Here is a 16,554-nt window from a genome sequence, read left to right as displayed (position 1 = left end):
GTGTTGAAGAAGCCCTTGGCTGGCCCGGCTACACAGGGGCCAGATCAAAAGGCCCCCGGTCAAAAGCATAGAGAACGGCGTTTATGTTTGCAGAAAAATCCTCTTTGATTGTAACCGGGGTGGCCCGCAGCGGAACAACGGCGCTTGGCGAGCTGTTCAATGCCCATCCTGACATCTGCCTGGGGATTGAGCGGTTCAAGTTTCAATATCTGCTTGCCGGAAACTATTCGCGGGACCTGTTTGAAAAAGACCGGTTCTTTGATTTTCGGGAAGAAGATACCAACCTTGATCCGGCAAAACGGCCAGTCTGGAAGCCGGTTTATGATGAGATTGTCCGGAAATGGGACAAGGCCCGGATTATTGGCGACAAGGTTCCCGATCTGCTGCCGCATCTGCCGGATTTCATGACCCAGAACCCTGATTTTCGCTATGTCTGCATTTTGCGCAACCTCAAGGATGTGGCGCTTTCCTGGCAAAAGCGGGCTGACAAGCCCCGTGACAGCTGGCCCAGGGCCAAGGGTTTTGCCGCCGCCTGCCAAAGCTGGGAAGATCAGTATCACGGCCTGCATGATATGATGGGCAACCGGGATTTGCGACGCAAGGTGCTGCTGTTGGACTATGATTCAATGTATCTGAAGCCTGAGCAGACAGCCGCAGCGATCTTGTCTTTTCTGGGTCTGGAGCCGGATGAGGGTTTTACAAAGACCTTGCACGATCATGCCGCCTTCTTTGCGGCGAAACGTGCAACAAAGGTGCCTGAAGCCATGCAGGGGATCTATCGGGCGGTGAAACAGGGCTATATTCGTGGGTTGCGCAAGATAGCCAGCGAGCAGATGATGACCTTATCTGATGCTTTCGCGGCCCGAAATACCTCGGGTTGATCGTCACTATCGCAGGGCAGGAAGCATGATATCAAAGGCGACCCTCAGTCAGTTGGCCCGCCGTCTCGGCCTGAACTCCGGGCCGGGCTATGTGGATCACTTTGATGCCACCCGCATTGCGGGCTGGGCCTTTGACAAGGACGATCCGGGCGAACCCGCCCTGCTTGGCCTTTTCGTCGACGGCAGGCCGGAAATGAACATCGTCGCCGATATCCCGCGTGCGGATGTACAGGCATCAGGGCTTGGGCCTTTGCGGTGCGGATTTGACGTGCCGCTGCCCCGACGGCTGCGCGACGGCCGCGCGCATAAGGTTGAACTGCGGCTGGGGGCCAAGGGGCCTGTGCTGCGGGGCGGCGTGCTGACTATCAAGGCGCGGCCCCTGGCAGGCAGTCAGCCGGACAGGGATGGTATCCGCCCCGATACCTCTGACGCTGTACCAGCCTTGGGGATCACCGCTGCGGCACCCATCACCGCCGTAACCGCCGCCCCCGCAACCACCGAAGGCGTTGCGTTTTACGATAGCCTTGGCAGAACAGTTTCGGGCTGGGCGACAGGCTGCAACAGCGTCACCATCCGGTTTGACGGCGAGACGGCCCGCACCTTGCTGCTTGACCGCGAGGTTGCGGGTTTCGGTTCGGGGCTGCGGCCCGGATTTCGGGTGCCTATCCCTGCGGCGTTGCAAGACGGAACCTTGCATGAGGCGCATGTCACAGCCGGCAACAGCACCGCCCCGCTAGACGGCTCTCCGGTGCGCTTTTCGGTCGCAAGGCAGTCGGTGTTTGCAGATCTGGCCCGGCTGGAAAACCGGCGCGCCACTTTTCGCCTGCGTCTGCCCGATGGTCAGCCGGCGGATAGTTTGGCCGAGGTCTATGCCGATGGTCAGCGGCTAGAGGTGCAGGGCCTGAGGGGCGATATCAGTGTCGACCTGCCCGAAGGGGCCAGACATCTTGTGCTTGGCACGCCCCAAGGGGATATTCTGGCGCGGTTCGATCTTTTGGCCACTGTCGCAGATCAGCCTGCCTGGCAGGATTTGCCTGCGGATGTTCTGGGGTCAGAGCATTGCGCCGCCGCGACCCGCGCCTTTGAGGCCTTTTGTGCCGCGCCGGATGATCGGTTTGACCCGCTGTGGTATCGCTGGGCGCATCCTGCGGCGCATCCTCTGGAAACCCCGGCAGAGCTGTTGGCCCATTATCACAGCACAGGCGCACAGGGCGGCTATGGGCCGGGGCCATATTTCAACGAGGCTCAGGCCCGGGCCCTGCACCCCCATGTGGCCCTTGCAATCGCAGAGCGGCGGTTACCCTGTGCCTTTGCCTTGGAGCTTGCGATGGGCCGGGGCCGTGTTGCCAGCTTGTCAGGCGTTGACCCGGCGCTGCGGGACGCGCTTGTACAGGGCAAGGCCGATGCGGTGCCGCATCAGCTTTCACATATCCGCCCCGCGGCCCCGCCGTCACCGGTTGAAACACGGCTGCCCCCGCCTATCCATAGCCAAAGCCCGGCCGATTCAATCTATGCGGCCTGGGTTGCGCGCCTGGAAACCACCGAAGAGATGCGCGCCGAACTGATCCGTGATGAGCGGGTGGTCAGGCATGCGGTCTGCGCGGCAGTGCTGACCCGTGCGCCGCTGGTAAGCATCATCATGCCCAGTTGGAACCGGGCTTTTGCGATCGGTGAGGCGATTCAAAGCGTGTTGGAACAAAGCTATTCCAACTGGGAACTGATCATCTGCGATGACGCCTCTGAGGATCGCACGATCGAGGTCGTCCGCCAGTTCGATGACCCGCGTATTCGCTATATGAAATTTCTCAAATCCAACGGGGCCGGGGCGCGCAACAAAGGGCTGTGCCATGCGCGGGGCGAATATATCGCCTATCTGGATAGCGATAACATCTGGCATCCGCTGTTTTTGGACATGATGCTGCGGCGGCTTATGGCGGCACCGGGCAGCGCCATTGCCTACAGCGGCTATCTTGATACCGTGATCGAGGGGGCAAAGGTGCGCTTGTCCAGCCTTGCGCGCGCCCCGTTTCGCCCGATCCGCCTGTCCTCCAAAAACTTCATGGATCTGAATTCGATTGTGCATCACCGCAGGCTATATGATTGGCTTGGCGGGTTTGATACGGCTTTGCCACGGCTGCAAGACTGGGACCTGTCACTGCGCTACACGTCGATTTTTCGCCCGATTTTCGTCAATCATATCGGGGTTTTCTATCGCAGAAATGTAGCCTGGGGGCAGGTGACACATCTGTTCATGGGCTCGCAGGCACAAAACACGGTCAATGATAAAACCCGGCGCCGCCTGGAAGAGGCACATGAGCGGCTGCGCATTGCCTGGCCGGCACGGGGTCGCATTACGGTGATCGCCGGCGCACGGAACGGGCATCTTCCCAGTGTTGCAAGCGCCGTGATGGCTGAGGGGCTGGCGCGGTTGGCGTTGACGGTGGCCGATGTTGATTTGATTGAACTGGGCGGCGACACTGCCGAAAATGCAATGCGCAGTGCGGCCGACCCGGCAGGGCTGACCCGCCATTTGCTTCCGCAAGCGCTTCAGCGCGATCCGGGGCGTCTGGGGGCGGCGCTTGGCGGGCTGATCCGTGGGCGTCCCGTTCTGACTGTCGGCTGTGACGGGCCTTATCTTGGGGCGATTGCCGGGCTGGACCCGCAGCTGACCTATCGTTTGCGCAACTCGGGCGAGGGCAGCAGCCTGCAAGGTTTGGCCGACCCGCTGGTGATGTTCGATCTGGGGGCTGTGCCGCTGCATCTGCCCGAAGGGGGGCATGCGGCGGCAGATATGACGCTTTTGGTGCTGTTGCCGCAGCAAAGCCCCCCCAAAGCCCGCGAGATCCTGCGACAGCAGTTGATAGCCGAGGCGCAGCGCCGGGGCCTGACGCTTGTCTTGCTGCCCGGTGATGGTATGGGCTGGACAAAGATTGATGGCGACGGGGTGACGCCCTTGCTGATGGATCCGGTAACGCGCTTGCCCCGCTGTCTGGGGCAGGTCGCAATGACCGTCAGCATGGCCCCGGTGTCTGAGCTGATGCCTTTTGAGCTGGCCTTGCTGAATGCGCTTCAGGGCAGGGGGGCCCCGGCTGCCGTTCTGCAAGATCAGGGCCGCGCCCGCGCCACAGGTTTTGCCCGCCAATGGCTAGAGGCCAGCGCCGCCTATGAAATCAAGGTCAATGAGCCGAAATGGATTTTTGACAAGACCCGCAAGCTGCTGGGGGATGCGGCCGGTATGGAACGGCTTGGCGAACGCAGCCAGACGGCGCACCGCATTGCCTATCACCCCGAACTTGCGCGAGAGCGGATGGCCTATGCCCTGTACCGATTGTTGCATGAAACCCCGGAACGTGAGGTGATTGATGGCTGACGCAGAGCCTTTTCTTGTGCCGGTGGTCCGCGATGGGATTATCGTGGCAAGCCGTGCAGCAGCCAAGGATATTTCGGTCACGCTTGCGGATGGCAGCAGCCCGGTCTTGCTTGCCATTGGGCAGACGGGCCAACTTTTGATCGAGCAGCTCCCTGACAGTGACCTGCGGGTCATGCAGGCCGGGGCCGCCCCCTTGGCCATTCAGGTGGGCGGTTGGTCTGGCCGGGTTGACCGGGTTCAGGGCGGGGTCATTACCGGCTGGGCGCGCAACCTGCGCCGCCCCGGCCAAAACCTCGCCATTCTTGCCTATACACAGACCGGGGTTAAGGCTGTTGCGACAACCTGCGCTGCTGAGGGCGGGCGGTTTTTAATGGTTTTGCCCCCCCAGGTGACCGGTGCGGGCAGCGCCTCGGCCTTGACGCTGGGGATTGCCGGGTCCGACTATGTGCTTGAGGGCGGCGAGCTGGTTTTTCAGCCCCGGCATCGGCCTGCTGCGGCTTTGTGCCTGACCCCCCGGCCTTTGCAGGATATGGCCATCCGTATCAAGATCTCGACGCCCAGCCTGAAAGAGGCGCCGATGTGGGGTGATTTTCATTTTGCCAATTCGCTGGCCGCCGCTTTTGAGCGGGTCGGGCAGCAGGCCACCGTCGATACCGCCGATATGTGGTATCAGCAGTCGCAGCAGGAAGATGTGGTCTTGTCTATCCGGGGCCGCCACCGCGTCAAGGTGGACCGCAGCAAGATCAATATCATGTGGATCATCTCGCATCCTGACCGGATCCCAGAGGATGAATACACCGATTACGACCATATTGCCGTCGCCTCGGATGTCTATGCGGAAATCCTGCGGGCCAAGGGGGTGCCCTCGGTCAGTGTGCTGCATCAGGCGGCAGATGCCACATTGTTCAAAAGTGATCCTACACGCGTTCGCAAGGCCTCCAGCCTTTTCGTTGGCAATTCACGCCGTGAATACCGGACGATGGTAAAGTGGTGTATCCAAAAACAGATCGCACTGGATCTGTACGGCGGCGGGTGGGAGGGCATTTTACCACAAGGCAGCGTGCGCGGCACCTCGGTCGCCAATGCTGACCTGCCAAGGCTTTATGGCGCGCACCTGATCTTGCTGAATGACCATTGGGACAGTATGCGAGAGTTTGGCTTTCTGTCCAACCGCTTGTTTGATGGCAGCGCCGTGGCAACGCCGCTTTTGACCGATCCTGTGGTGGGGCTGGCGGATGTGTTCGGCGATACAATTTCTGTTGCCGCGGATATCGACCAGTTTGCCGCGATCATTGAAGATTGTCTTGATGCGCCCACCCCTTACCTGGAACGGGCCATGCGGGCGCATGATATCGTTCAGGCGGCCCATACCTTTGACCACCGCGCGGCAGAGCTTGCCAGGATCATCGACGTGATTGCCGCCCGCAAACGGCTGACATACTGACCGCCCCCAAAAAAGGGTGCGATGGGTACAGACCTGCTTTCACACAGCGTTGGACAGTCTCGGCCGCTGGCTTTAAAGGAAGATAACCCCGACAGGCCGCGCAGGGGCCGGGATAGTCTGACGAAGGAAAGAGGGTATCATGGCAGAAAAGCTTTTTGGCACGGATGGTGTACGCGGACGGGCCAACAGCTGGCCGATGACCGCCGAGGTTGCGCTAAGGCTTGGGGCCGCTGCCGGGCGCTACTTTCGGCGCGACAAGCAAGACCACCGCGTCGTGATCGGCAAGGATACCCGGCTGTCGGGCTATATGATCGAAAACGCGCTGACGGCGGGGTTTGTTTCATCTGGTATGAATGTGTTTTTGCTGGGGCCGGTGCCGACGCCTGCGGTCGGCTATCTGACCCATTCGTTGCGCGCGGATGTCGGCGTGATGATCTCGGCCAGCCATAACCCCGCCACCGATAACGGTATCAAGTTCTTTGGTCCCGATGGTTTCAAACTGTCGGATGAGGCCGAGGCCGAGATTACCCGGCTGCTGGGCACCGGCGTGCCGCCCGCCGCCCCTGAAAACATCGGCCGCGCCCGCCGCTTTGATGATGCCCGCGGCCGTTATGTTGAATATGCCAAAACCACCTTTCCCAGCGGCAAACGGCTGGATGGGCTGCGTATCGTCGTCGATTGCGCCAATGGGGCCGCTTACCGCACCGCCCCTGCCGTGCTGTGGGAATTGGGCGCCGATGTGATTGCCATCGGGGTTGAGCCGGACGGCACCAATATCAACCGTCAATGCGGCTCCACCCACCCTGAGGCTGCCGCAAGAAAGGTATTGGAGACCCGCGCCGATATCGGTATTTGCCTGGATGGCGATGCCGACCGCCTGATCTTGATAGATGAGACGGGGCGGGTGGCGGATGGCGATCAGATCATGGGTTTGATCGCCTCGCGTTGGGCGCAAGAGGGCAAGCTGAAGGGCAACACCTTGGTCACAACTGTGATGTCAAACCTGGGCCTTGAACGACATCTGGCAGCACAGGGGATCGGCATGGAGCGTACTGCTGTCGGCGATCGCCATGTGGTTGAGCGGATGCTGGCGGGCGGGTTCAACCTGGGAGGCGAGCAATCGGGCCATCTGGTGATGACCGACCACACCACCACCGGCGATGGGCTGATCGCGGCGCTACAGTTTCTTGGCTTCATGGTCGGGTCGGACGAAAAGGCCAGCCAATTGGCGCAGGTGTTTGTGCCAGTGCCGCAACGTCTGGTCAATCTGCGCATCCCCGAAGGCAGCGCACCGCTGGAGACCGAAGCCGTACAGGCAGCAATCGCCCAGGGCGAGGCGGCGCTGAAAGGGGCTGGCCGGTTGCTGATCCGCAAATCCGGCACTGAACCGCTGATCCGGGTCATGGGCGAAACCGAAGATCTGGCGCTACTGGATCAGGTGATGGAGCGGATTGTCAAAGCCGTGAAAGCCGCCAGCTAGCGCGTTTCGCCTTTGACTTGAACCAAGCCCTATCACATAACGCGTTGAAATATTTGATTTCAGGCCGCGATATGTGAGGAAGGCTTCAAGGCGAAACGCTTTAAGGGGCCGTACCAAGACGGGCGTGCGTGCTTTGGGTTCGCTTCCCGCGCCTGTCGTCATGGTCTTGGCCCCCCAGCCGGCCCGATTGTCAGGTAATCACCGCCCTTGTATCTGAACGCCGCCACACCGTACCATCCGAAAAGGCCAGGATCGCCCCCCCCCACGGCGTCGGACACATAAAGAAGTGTCCCTGCCCCCACAGAGGCGGCGGTTGGCAAACTGGCGACATTCGTTTGCCCCACCCGCACAGGCCCCTCTACATGCAGGGCCGCCGAGGGGGCCGCAGTCCCAATGCCAAGCCGCCCGCCCACCACATCAAGCCGCATCCGTTCCGTATAGGCCCCGCCCGCCAGCCAGCCAAAGGAAACCCCCTCTCCCGCAGAGTTGGCCTTGGAGGCCAGCACAATATTGGTGGTGCTACCGCCCGCCAGCATCAAATCGAAGGCCGCGAGATCAACCGGAAGCCCATCGGGATAGGCGCCAGCACGGCCAAGATAGTCATCAAAACCGGCCGCCCCCTGCAGCGTCAGGCTCTGCAGCTTTGCTGCCCCCGTTGCCGCCGCTATCCGCAGACCCTCAAGCCAGGTGGTCGCGTCCTCGCTGACCTTCACCACAAAATCATCATCGCCAACTGTGCCCATCTCGGCACGGCCTGACCAGCCAGTCTGGAACAGAAGGCTTGCCGTGTCGCCTGCCGCCGCTTTGTTCACGGTCAGCCGATGATCAGCCCCGTCATGGGTCAGCAGCGTTGCCTCGGCGGCAACGGTAAGGCGGTTTATTGCGCTGGCATCCGCCCCAATCCCCAAACGTGCAACGCGCTCGGCAGCGGCGATCCAGGCGGTCCCGTCCCATAACAGTGATCGGCGGCCCTGTGCATCCCAGGCCGTCCAACCCTCATTGGGGGTGTGAAACTCCCACCAACCATCGTCTTGCCAGATTGCGACCCTATCTGCCTGCCCGGCCCAGGCCCCTGACGCGCTGGTGCCCACAATCCACCGACTTCCAGAGAGGGGCACGGGGGGGGGGCGTGTTGGAAATACCCGCAACCGAGAGCTGAACCACCGCATCGAGGATGCGAAGCGCCTCGTTGTGGGTGACGTGCTTTTGGGCCTGCGCCGCCTGAATATAGGGCAAAGCGAGGAGAGAAGAGGACTGCGACATGGCGACGGCTCCGATAGGGATTGCAGAGCCGGAAGCTAGGAGAGAGTGGCTAATGTTTTATGAAGCCCCCGATCTATCCCCCCGCTAATGGCCCCCCTGCTGAACCGGCCCGCCTTTCAATCGGGCTACATTGCGGGTTTGAACAATAGGGGGCTTTGGTGGCATCGAACGCGCTCAACCTTGGCGTGCAAAACTTCAGTGACATCCGCACAAAGCTTTGCTTAACATAGGCCTGAGTTCGGAACAAAACTGCAACAAGACCAAAAATGCGGCATCTTATGGCAGGGCAATTATCAGGCAGGCTGCATGTTGGACCCGTTTCACGCCTTCCCGGATCCAGTTTCGGTATCAGCCAAATCCGCACCTTCAGTGACCATTCGTTAAACACCGCCATGCCACACTGTGGCCCCAGACAAGCATATACATCAGAGGGACTGACGACACATGGTATCGACCCAACACGCATTAAATACCGCCCGTGCGAATGCCCATGACCGTTGGACAGGGGCCGAAGGATCGGCCGAGCAAAGGATCAAGGAACGGATTGTCATTCCTCTTGGGCGGCAAAGCTTTACGGCCGCCCCCTCGGATACGTTTTTTGCTGTGGGCTCCTGCTTTGCGCGTAATGTCGAGGAACGTCTGGCCCAGGCCGGGGCAAGGGTGACCAGCCTGGATATCAAGGTTGATGATCTCGGGAATGGCTCGGCGCGCGCCGGGGGCATGTTCAACAAATATACCCCCCTTTCCATTCTTCAGGAGCTGAAATGGGCGGCCGGGCTGGAGGTTTATCCCGCAGAAGCGCTGCTGCCGGTCGGGGGCGGAGACGACTGCTATGACCCCTATCTTTCGGGAAAGGCAGGGCGCGGCCCGGTTGAAAGCCTGATGACACGTCGCGCCCAGATCGGGCAGTATTTTGCCCAGATATTTTCGGCCAATATTGCTGTTTTAACCCTGGGGCTGACAGAATCCTGGACCGACCTTGAAACCGGGCTAAGCCTGAATGAGGCCCCCCACCCGAAAGTTTTGCTGCGCTATTCGAAGCGCTTTTCCTTTGAGCGTCTGAGCCTTGAGCAATGCGAGGCGGCGCTGGCGGATATCGCGGCGATCCTGAAGGCGCATGGCAGGCCCGATCAAAAACAGATCATCACGGTGTCACCGGTGCCGCTTGGCCGGACATTTACCGAAGATGACATTATCATTGCCAATACCACGTCCAAATCCACCCTTCGGGTCGCAGCCCTGCGGCTGACAGAAAAATACGTCGATATGGATTATTTTCCCAGCTATGAGGCCGTGCTCCACAGCGACCCCGCCCTGAGTTGGCAGCGCGACCTGCGCCATGTCAGTGATGTGGTTGTAGGACAGATCATTCAGACCTTCATGCAGCGCTATGGCGTCATTGCCGATATTATGGAACCCGACAGCGCCATGATCAGCGCACTTTATGAAGATCCGATGTTTCTCAAATGGTCTGAAAACGCAGAGAGCCATGATGCACTGCTGGTAAAACTTAATCAGGAAGTGAATAAATACAAGAACATGGTCTTGCAGCTACAAAAGCAATTGCGCCAGGTGCAGGGCTGATCTGCGCATGAACCCTGCTACCGATCAAAGCGGTAGCAGGTTCGAACACCAAGGCTTATCTTCTCTTGCCCAGCCACAAAGGCCCAACCTGAACTGCGCGGGCGCGGGCCGCCGCTAAACTGCCATCAGACCGCATAATAATCCCTGTACCAGCTTACAAACTGCGCAACACCCGTGCCGATATCGGTCTTTGGCATCGGGCCAATCAATTGGGTCAGCAGGCTGGCATCGGCCCAGGTGGCGGGCACATCGCCGGGTTGCATTTCCATAAAGTTCTTTTTGGCCTCACGCCCCAGCACAGCTTCGATCGCGGCGACGAAAGCCATAAGTTTGACCGGCTCTGAATTGCCGATATTGACCACCCTGAACGGGGCCACCGGGCTAAGACTATCCCCAAACAGCGGCGTTGCACCACGCAGGGGGGCTGTATCCATCAGCTTGCGCACGGCATAGACCAGATCCTCCACATAGGTAAAATCTCGCATCATATTGCCGTTATTATAAATATCGATCGCCTCATCTTGCAGCACGGCGCGGGTGAATTTGAACAGCGCCATATCCGGGCGCCCCCAAGGGCCATAGACGGTAAAAAAGCGGAACATGGTTGTCGGCAAATCATAAAGATGGGCATAGGAATGCGCCATCGCCTCATTCGCCTTCTTGGTCGCTGCATAGAACGACATCTGCAAATCAGCCTTATCGGTTTCGGCATAGGGCATCTTCTCATTCGCGCCGAAAACCGATGAGGTCGAGGCCATCAGCAAATGCTCTGGCGGAAAGGCGCGGGCCGCTTCCAGCAACTCGAACGTGCCAATCAGGTTCGAGTCCAGATAAGAGCGGGGCGCCTCTATGGAATAGCGCACCCCAGCCTGCGCCGCGAGATGCACCACCGCCCTCGGCCGGTGCTGCGCCATCAAATCCCGCAACAGGCCTGGCGTTTCCAGACGGGCCTCGACAGCGGTGAACCCAGCCATATCAGACAAGATCTGATGCCGGCGCTGTTTCAGGGTCACGTCATAATAATCGGTCATCGCGTCCAGACCAATCACGGTGCATCCCTCTTGCAGCAGTCTTTTGCAAAGGTGAAAGCCGATAAATCCGGCCGATCCGGTCACCAGAAGGGGGCTGCCTGTTTTTACAATCATCATGGCCTCGGATATTAGGGTGTTGGTGTCAATCGGGGTATTTCAAAGCCCCCCGCGGCAGGTTTAGCCGGGTGTTGGTGGGACGGTCTTGATCGCATCCGTCAGCCGTCCTTCCTTAACAGCACCGATCCCCAGAAACGGCAAGCCCCCTACGGGCAGCGGGCAATCAAAGGGCGGTAGCGCCGCCATCCGCACCCATGTCTTCAAGCGTACGGTCCCGTTGCAGAGAGTTAACCTTTGCAGGTCAGATTTGTAGCGACCGATGCAGGGGCCGCTTTGCGCCTTCAATGCATCCGGCTGACCCAACTGGAGAACAGAGATGACAAACCCTTTTGAAAACCGTGCCCGCTCGCTTAGCGGTCCGGCCACAGATATTCTGCCGGTCATTCCGAACGACAGCGTCAACCTTGGCCAGGTTGCGCTGGCGCTCTACGTCGAATCGGCGGGGGCAATCAGCTTTATTACGGTTGCAGGGCAAACCCGTACGGTCCAGGTGGCGGGCAATTCGATCCTACCGGTTGGGGCCTTGCGTGTGCGCGCAACGGGAACCACCGCCACCGGCATTCATGCACTGGTTATCGGATGAGACTGGATTTCGGCATCGGGATTACATGCCCGCAAGTGCAATGATCAACCGCCCTGCCCGCCGGGTTGTTTTCGGCGGGCACCAAGGGGTTCTTTTTTGACCCGTTGCAAACTGGCCTTGTTGCGGTTTGGTTTCGATCTCTCATCTCATTCATGCGGTCTTTCTTTCGAAGGCCAAGGGGCTTTTCTCGCCGAGCGATGAGTGACGTCGGCGCGGATTATAGAAGCCCTTGATATACTGGAATATCGTGCCTTCTGCCTGGCGGCCTGTGTCCCAACGATTGCGCCAGATCAGCTCTGCCTTGATGGATTGGAAGAATGTCTCAACCATCGAATTGTCATAAGAATTTCCCTTGCCGCTCATCCGCCGCCCGTTTCGCAAATGATTGCTTTCATTTACTGCCTGGCAATGAATGCAAGCATCGCCTTTCAATTCACGCCATCACCCAAATTCCCGCATAGCTCCGACGGCGTTAAAGACGTGTCAGGATTTTCTGCCTAGGCTGGCTCTGCAATACTTATGGTTGTTCCTGAAAGGTAGAGGGCCCGCATATATGTTTCGCCAGATGGCCTCACTCCGCGCCCGCTTTCTTTTTGCCAACCTGAAACTTGACGGCAAGCCCTTCACGCTACAGGCCCCGGACGGCAAGGTCTTGATCCGGGGGGATACCGTGCGGTGGCGGCGTAACAGGCTGCATGTTTCGGGGCAGGCAGGCTGCGGAACCGTCACGTTGCGGCTTGGTGATATCAGCACGATAGTTCGGCTCCCGGCCCCCGCCTCACCGCCATCCCCCTCAATGGCACCGTTTTCAGTGACCCTGCCCTGGCCGATGAACCTGACACCGCAAAGCGGCCTGGCCGAGATTATAGCGTCGGATGAGGCACCGGACGCGGAAACCGCACGATACGAGCGCACCTCTATCGCCCTCGGTCCCGTGCGGCGGCAAACCGCCTTGCTGACGATGGAACTGATCTGGATTTTGCTGCGCCTCGGCCCTGCAATCTTGAAATGGCGGGTCGCTGGTGACCTTGGCCAACGCAGGCGGGTCAAACACGCGCTGCGGATTGATCCGCCCCCCGATGGCGGGCCGATTGCACCGGGTCTGTTCACCCCGGCCCCTCAGTCCGATCCTGCTTTCGAAAGGCGCGCCCCTGCTGGCGGGCCTATCGTGATAATCGTGCCCGTTTACAATGCCTTTGATGTGTTGTGCGAGTGTCTGGAACGGGTGGTCGCCCATACTGACCTGCCATGGACACTGATCCTGGTTGAAGATGTCTCTACAGATGTCAGGGTTCGGCCCTATCTGCGCGCCTTTGCCAAGGCCCGCAATAATGCGCAAATGCGCAGCGAGGGGCCTGTGATTTTGATCGAGCAAGAGGTGAATGGCGGATTTGTCACCAGTATGAACACCGCCTTTGCCTGCCTGGAGGCGCGGCCAGATTTGGCCGGACAGCCTGTTGTCTTGCTTAATTCTGACGCGCTGGTGCCGAAGGGCTGGGCGTCACGGCTGACGGAACCGCTTTCCGATGCCACAGTGGCCAGCGTGACACCCCTGTCGAATGATGCCGAAATCTTTTCGGTGCCGCAGATCTGTGCGCGCAGCGATTTGCAACCCGGTCAGGCAGAGGCGATTGATGCCGTTGCCCAACAGCTTTTGCCTGCAGCGGCCCTTGCCCGGGCCCCTACCGGCGTCGGCTTTTGCATGGCCATCGCCCCGCAATTTCTGGCCCGCGTTCCGCGGTTTGATACAGCCTTTGGCCGGGGCTACGGCGAAGAGGTGGATTGGTGCCAAAAACTGCGCGCAAGCGGGGGGCACCATCTGGGCACGGCGCGTCTTTTTGTCGAACATCGCGGCGGGGGCAGTTTTGGCACGGACCAAAAGCAAAAACAGATCGCCCGGAATGCGGCACTGATCACCGCGCGTTATTCTGGCTATGATCAGGACGTACAGGCATTTTTGCACCAAGACCCCCTGCGGGGACCGCGCCTTGCGCTTGCCGTTGCCTGGGCCGCATCGGCCACCCCGGACGCGCCTGTACCGATCTATCTGGCGCATTCGCTGGGGGGGGGGGCCAGAAGGCTGGCTGGCGGCTGAAATCGCAACGGCGGGCAGGGCGGGCCGCCCTTTGGTGGTGCTGCGGGTGGGCGGCCCGGATCGCTGGCAAATAGAGGTGCATGCAGCCACAGGCAATGTGATCGGGCAAACCAATGATTTTTCATTGATAGAAAGGCTTTTAGAACCGCTGACACAGCGCCGTATTATCTATTCCTGCGGTGTTGGCGACCCCGACCCTTTTGATTTGCCCACCCGGCTGATTTCATTGAAACGGCAACCACAAGACCGGGTTGAGGTTTTGTTCCATGATTTTCTGCCCGTCTCGCCGTCGTTTCATCTGCTGGATGGCGTGGGGCGCTTTCATGGCCCTGTCACGTCCGAAACGATAGCGCCACTGTCTGCGAAAGCGGCGGCGGCCTATCAGGGCACCCGCCCCGGTGGGCAGGCCATAGGCTTGGCCGAATGGCAGCACGCCTGGGGCTGTCTGTTACAGGCCGCAGATGAAATCCGGGTGTTCTGCCCTTCGGGTGCCGCCCTGGTTGCTGCGGCCTGGCCCGGCCTGCGTGACCGCATAACCGTTCAGCCGCACCAGCTTTCCGCCAAGGGTCCGGGGGGTGACCCTTTGCACAACCGCCGGGTGCAGGGCCTTGGAATTGGGGTCCTCGGCAATATCGCGCCGCATAAAGGGGCGGCCCTTGTGCAAGAGCTGGCGCAGATGGGCGATGCAAAGCGTGGGTGCCGACTGGCGCTGATCGGGAATATTGACCCGGCCTATGCCCTGCCCCGCAGCTGCCCTGTCCACGGTACCTATATCCCGGCCGATATTCCGGTTCTGGCGGCCCATTACGGGATCACACATTGGCTTATCCCCTCAATCTGGCCGGAAACATTCTCTCTTGCAACGCATGAAGCCTTGGCGACCGGCCTGCCGGTTCTGGCCTTTGACATCGGCGCGCAAGGCGAGGCGGTGCGGGCCGCCCCGAACGGGATTGCCCTGCGCTATTCCCCCGGCGGCGGGCTTGCTGCTGCGGTTCTGGGCGCCGTTCTGGGCACAATTCTGGGCGCGGCGCCCCGACAGGTTGAGACGGCGCAGGAGGGGACCGGAAACCTACATGAGGGGTATCGCCCGTTTGCGCCAATTGCTGCGCCGCAAATGGGCGGGATACGCCCCGATAAGCGCGCTTGACCGGGCCCAGTTTGACCAAGACATGCTGCGCCCCGTCCCGCAGCAGCAATATGTAATGTTTTTCACCCCGCGTTCGGGCAGTTCCCGCGTTGCGGATATGCTCAGCCGCACCAAGCGGATGGGGCGCGTTACCGAAAGCTTCAACCCCAATTTCATGCCAAACATGACCCGCGCGATGAATGCGGCCAGTCTGGAAGACTATTGCCTGATGCTTGAGCGCCGCATGCAAAAAGGTCGGGTGGCGGGGTTTTAGATTACCCAGCCACAACTGCAAGTGGTCTTTGGCAACGAGAGCCGGTTATCTTGCGCGATACGGGCATTGCCCCACCATCTGGCTGATCCGCCGTGATCTGGTTCTTCAGGCGGTATCGCTGTATAAAATGGTCACAACTGGCGTTTCGCATTCCCCCCACCTATCCGCAGATGCGCTGCACCACGCGGCGGCAGGCCTGATCTATTACGCGGCCGCGATTTGCTATTGGATAGACCACCTGCGCCATATCGAGCGCGCGACCGAAGCCTTGATTGCCCGGCTGCAAGAAACAGGCGCGCAGGCCCCCCTGCGGCTTTGCTATGAAGATAACGCCGCCGCGCCGGCTGCGGCCTGTATCCGGGCAATCGCCGCGCATATCGGGGTTGATCTGCCGCAAGGCCTAGCCTTTGTCAGCTCTCACCGCAAGGTCGGCAATGACAGAAACCAGCAGTTTGCCGAACGGTTCCGCAACGAACACCCGGCCCTGATAAACCAACTGGAGCGCAGCGCGCCACCATGCTGGGCAAGATCCACCCCCTTCCGACGCCAGATGCGGCACCCCCCTGACGGGTTACAGCCGCCCTGCCGCCGCCGCCAGATGCAGCATCAGATTTCCAGCCCGGCTCTGCCGCCAGACGCCAATCTGCCCCAGATCGCCAAGCTTTGGCCCCTTAGTTCCTGGCCCCCCAAATCCTGCTCCGGATCCGGGGGCAAGAGTGGCGTCGCGAAAGCCACGCAGAAAACAGCGCGGCACGGGCCCGGTTTTCCGGGGTCAGCAGGTCAGACATCTCGGTCAGGGCCGCCAGGTTGCGCCCGATCCAATCGGCATAACGCCGATCCCAGATCATGGCAAAGCGGCTCCAGGCCTTGCCAAGGCCGCGGTTGGCGCCACCGTGATTTTTTTTGTGCTGGCGATAATAAAGACCGGGCCCATCATCATTGATTTTTACAGCCCCTGCGCCGGACAACAGCAGATAAATCCACCAGTCATGATGGTTGATCCCCGCCCGCATTGCGGCAGGGGCCGTCGCTTGCAGCAATGCGGCGGCGGCCGGATCAAGGACCATCGTGTTCCCGGCCAGCACATTTTGCACCAGCGCATTGCCAAAATCCGGGGCCTTGGGGTGGCGGCACGCCTCCCCGCAAGGCCAATACTAAGCATCGGTCATAATAGTTCGGCTGGCATAGACGCAGCCCTGCCCGCCCCCGGTTTTCATTTGGGCCATCATGACCTGCACAGCATGTTCAAGCCGGTTCGGCAGCCAGACATCATCTTGATCCGACAGCGCAACCCAGGCCCGCGCCG

12 protein-coding genes and 2 pseudogenes are annotated in these 16,554 nt (G+C 60.2%); 10 read left to right on the top strand and 4 right to left on the bottom strand.

All coding sequences use genetic code 11. The features are described from left to right. The first annotated feature begins 83 nt into the window (after nucleotides 1–83). The 4 genes from VDP61_RS06960 to glmM all read left to right on the top strand — a co-directional run bounded on the left by VDP61_RS06960 (nucleotide 84) and on the right by glmM (nucleotide 7,175). Entirely contained in the window at nucleotides 84–881 is a 798-nt protein-coding gene (locus tag VDP61_RS06960) for a sulfotransferase (protein WP_323006223.1), read from the top strand. A 25-nt stretch (nucleotides 882–906) separates the two neighbouring features. Further along, nucleotides 907–4,251: a glycosyltransferase family 2 protein gene (locus tag VDP61_RS06955; RefSeq protein WP_323006222.1), complete on the top strand. Its 3,345-nt coding sequence runs from the start codon at nucleotides 907–909 to the stop codon at nucleotides 4,249–4,251. Beyond that, entirely contained in the window at nucleotides 4,244–5,695 is a 1,452-nt protein-coding gene (locus tag VDP61_RS06950; protein ID WP_323006221.1) for a glycosyltransferase, read from the top strand. The genes VDP61_RS06955 and VDP61_RS06950 overlap by 8 nt, the downstream gene beginning before the upstream one ends. Before the next feature lie 139 nt (nucleotides 5,696–5,834). Next, a complete protein-coding gene (gene glmM / locus VDP61_RS06945; protein ID WP_323006220.1) occupies nucleotides 5,835–7,175 on the top strand; it encodes a phosphoglucosamine mutase in 1,341 nt (446 codons plus the stop codon). Nucleotides 7,176–7,333: 158 nt separating this feature from the next. Here glmM and VDP61_RS06940 read toward each other — a convergent pair whose 3' ends face one another. Next, nucleotides 7,334–8,344: a DUF2793 domain-containing protein gene (locus tag VDP61_RS06940; RefSeq protein WP_323006219.1), complete on the bottom strand. Its 1,011-nt coding sequence runs from the start codon at nucleotides 8,342–8,344 to the stop codon at nucleotides 7,334–7,336. Between the two features lie 538 nt (nucleotides 8,345–8,882). Between VDP61_RS06940 and VDP61_RS06935 the strand changes: the two genes are divergently transcribed. Further along, nucleotides 8,883–10,022, top strand: a complete 1,140-nt coding sequence (locus tag VDP61_RS06935) for a GSCFA domain-containing protein (protein ID WP_323006218.1) — start codon at nucleotides 8,883–8,885, stop codon at nucleotides 10,020–10,022. A gap of 125 nt (nucleotides 10,023–10,147) precedes the next feature. On the opposite strand, the gene VDP61_RS06930 is transcribed toward VDP61_RS06935, so the two are convergent. Then, nucleotides 10,148–11,170 (bottom strand): NAD-dependent epimerase/dehydratase family protein, encoded by a 1,023-nt coding sequence (locus tag VDP61_RS06930; protein WP_416236498.1) that lies wholly within the window; start codon nucleotides 11,168–11,170, stop codon nucleotides 10,148–10,150. A 316-nt stretch (nucleotides 11,171–11,486) separates the two neighbouring features. Between VDP61_RS06930 and VDP61_RS06925 the strand changes: the two genes are divergently transcribed. Continuing rightward, nucleotides 11,487–11,753 (top strand): spike base protein, RCAP_Rcc01079 family, encoded by a 267-nt coding sequence (locus VDP61_RS06925; protein WP_323006217.1) that lies wholly within the window; start codon nucleotides 11,487–11,489, stop codon nucleotides 11,751–11,753. 150 nt (nucleotides 11,754–11,903) lie between these two features. Here VDP61_RS06925 and VDP61_RS06920 read toward each other — a convergent pair. After that, a pseudogene (locus tag VDP61_RS06920) lies at nucleotides 11,904–12,116 on the bottom strand (IS3 family transposase); the annotation flags it as partial. 190 nt (nucleotides 12,117–12,306) lie between these two features. Here VDP61_RS06920 and VDP61_RS06915 point away from each other — a divergent pair. The 4 genes and pseudogenes from VDP61_RS06915 to VDP61_RS17830 all read left to right on the top strand — a co-directional run. Continuing rightward, nucleotides 12,307–13,848, top strand: coding sequence for a glycosyltransferase family 2 protein (locus tag VDP61_RS06915; RefSeq protein ID WP_323006216.1), 1,542 nt, complete (start codon nucleotides 12,307–12,309; stop codon nucleotides 13,846–13,848). 34 nt (nucleotides 13,849–13,882) lie between these two features. Further along, nucleotides 13,883–14,995, top strand: a complete 1,113-nt coding sequence (locus VDP61_RS06910; RefSeq protein WP_416236502.1) for a glycosyltransferase — start codon at nucleotides 13,883–13,885, stop codon at nucleotides 14,993–14,995. Then, the gene (locus VDP61_RS06905; protein ID WP_323006214.1) at nucleotides 14,922–15,248 is read left to right on the top strand and encodes a hypothetical protein; all 327 of its coding nucleotides are present in this window, start codon (nucleotides 14,922–14,924) and stop codon (nucleotides 15,246–15,248) included. Before VDP61_RS06910 ends, VDP61_RS06905 begins: the two co-directional genes overlap by 74 nt. After that, nucleotides 15,208–15,711 (top strand): annotated as a pseudogene (locus tag VDP61_RS17830) (Stf0 family sulfotransferase); the annotation flags it as partial. The gene VDP61_RS06905 and the pseudogene VDP61_RS17830, both read left to right, overlap by 41 nt. A gap of 208 nt (nucleotides 15,712–15,919) precedes the next feature. On the opposite strand, the gene VDP61_RS06900 reads toward VDP61_RS17830, so the two are convergent. Further along, a complete protein-coding gene (locus tag VDP61_RS06900) occupies nucleotides 15,920–16,315 on the bottom strand; it encodes a hypothetical protein (protein ID WP_323006213.1) in 396 nt (131 codons plus the stop codon). Nucleotides 16,316–16,554: the final 239 nt, after the last annotated feature.

Origin of the sequence: Pseudorhodobacter sp. (assembly GCF_034675685.1) — a bacterium.
Classification (GTDB): domain Bacteria; phylum Pseudomonadota; class Alphaproteobacteria; order Rhodobacterales; family Rhodobacteraceae; genus Pseudorhodobacter.
The sequence above is the reverse complement of the archived record's forward strand: the minus strand, read 5'-3'. Positions and strand labels throughout refer to the sequence as shown.